This window comes from Streptomyces nogalater (assembly GCF_039532885.1).
GTDB classification, from domain to species: Bacteria; Actinomycetota; Actinomycetes; order Streptomycetales; family Streptomycetaceae; genus Streptomyces; species Streptomyces nogalater.
On record NZ_BAAASM010000025.1, the window covers coordinates 1 to 1,037 of the forward strand.

Consider the following 1,037-nt stretch of genomic DNA (forward strand, 5'->3'; position numbering starts at 1 on the left):
CGCCGAAGTAGTCGACCACGTCCTCGGGCCACTGGTTGGCCTCCGCCAGCAGCACCGTGTCCGGGTAGAGCGCGTCGATCTCGCGGCGCACCCGTTTCAGGAACTGGTGGGTGGCGGGCAGGTTCTCGCAGTTGGTGCCCTCCTCGGCGTACAGGTAGGGCACCGCGTCCAGGCGGTAGCCGTCGATGCCGAGGTCGAGCCAGAACCTGAGGGCGGCCAGGATCTCCTCCTGGACGGCCGGGTTCTCGTAGTTGAGGTCGGGCTGGTGCGAGAAGAAGCGGTGGAAGTAGTACTGGCCGCGCACCGGGTCGAAGGTCCAGTTGGAGACCTCGGTGTCGACGAAGATGATCCGGGCGTCCTGGTACCGCTTGTCGTCGTCGGCCCACATGTAGTAGTCGCCGTAGGGGCCGTCGGGGTTCTTGCGGGACTCCTGGAACCACGGGTGCTGGTCGCTGGTGTGGTTCATGACGAAGTCGATGATCACCCGCATGCCGCGCTGGTGGGCGGCGTCCACGAACTCCACGAAGTCGGCGAGGTCACCGAACTCGGGCAGTACGGCGGTGTAGTCGGAGACGTCGTAACCGCCGTCCCGGAGCGGGGACTTGAAGAAGGGCGGCAGCCACAGGCAGTCCACGCCGAGCCACTGGAGGTAGTCCAGCTTGGCGGTCAGGCCCTTCAGGTCGCCGACGCCGTCGCCGTCGCTGTCCTGGAAGGAGCGGACCAGGACCTCGTAGAAGACGGCGCGTTTGAACCACTCCGGGTCCCGGTCCTTGGCGGGAGTGTCCTCGAAGGTGTCCGGAACAGGCTCGTTGACGGTCATGAGGCTGCGGGCCCTCCGATCCGGGGCGTCGAGCGCCCGACGTGGAGCACGTGTGCCGGCGCCCGGCCGGGCGTGAGCCGCACGTAGTTGGTGCCGCCCCAGTGGTAGGGCTCGCCGGTCAGTTCGTCGTGGACCGGCACGGTCTCGTGCCGCTCCAGGCCGAGTTGCGGCATGTCCAACGAGACCGTGGCCTCCTGGGTGTGGTGCGGGTCGAGGT

At 67.7% G+C, this 1,037-nt stretch carries 1 protein-coding gene and 1 pseudogene; both read right to left on the minus strand.

The features are described from left to right. A partial coding sequence (locus ABD350_RS18080) for an alpha-amylase family glycosyl hydrolase (protein ID WP_344349185.1) occupies nucleotides 1-820 on the minus strand: 820 nt, incomplete at its 3' end. After that, a pseudogene (locus ABD350_RS18085) lies at nucleotides 817-1,037 on the minus strand (alpha-1,4-glucan--maltose-1-phosphate maltosyltransferase); the annotation flags it as partial. The pseudogene ABD350_RS18085 and the gene ABD350_RS18080, both read right to left, overlap by 4 nt.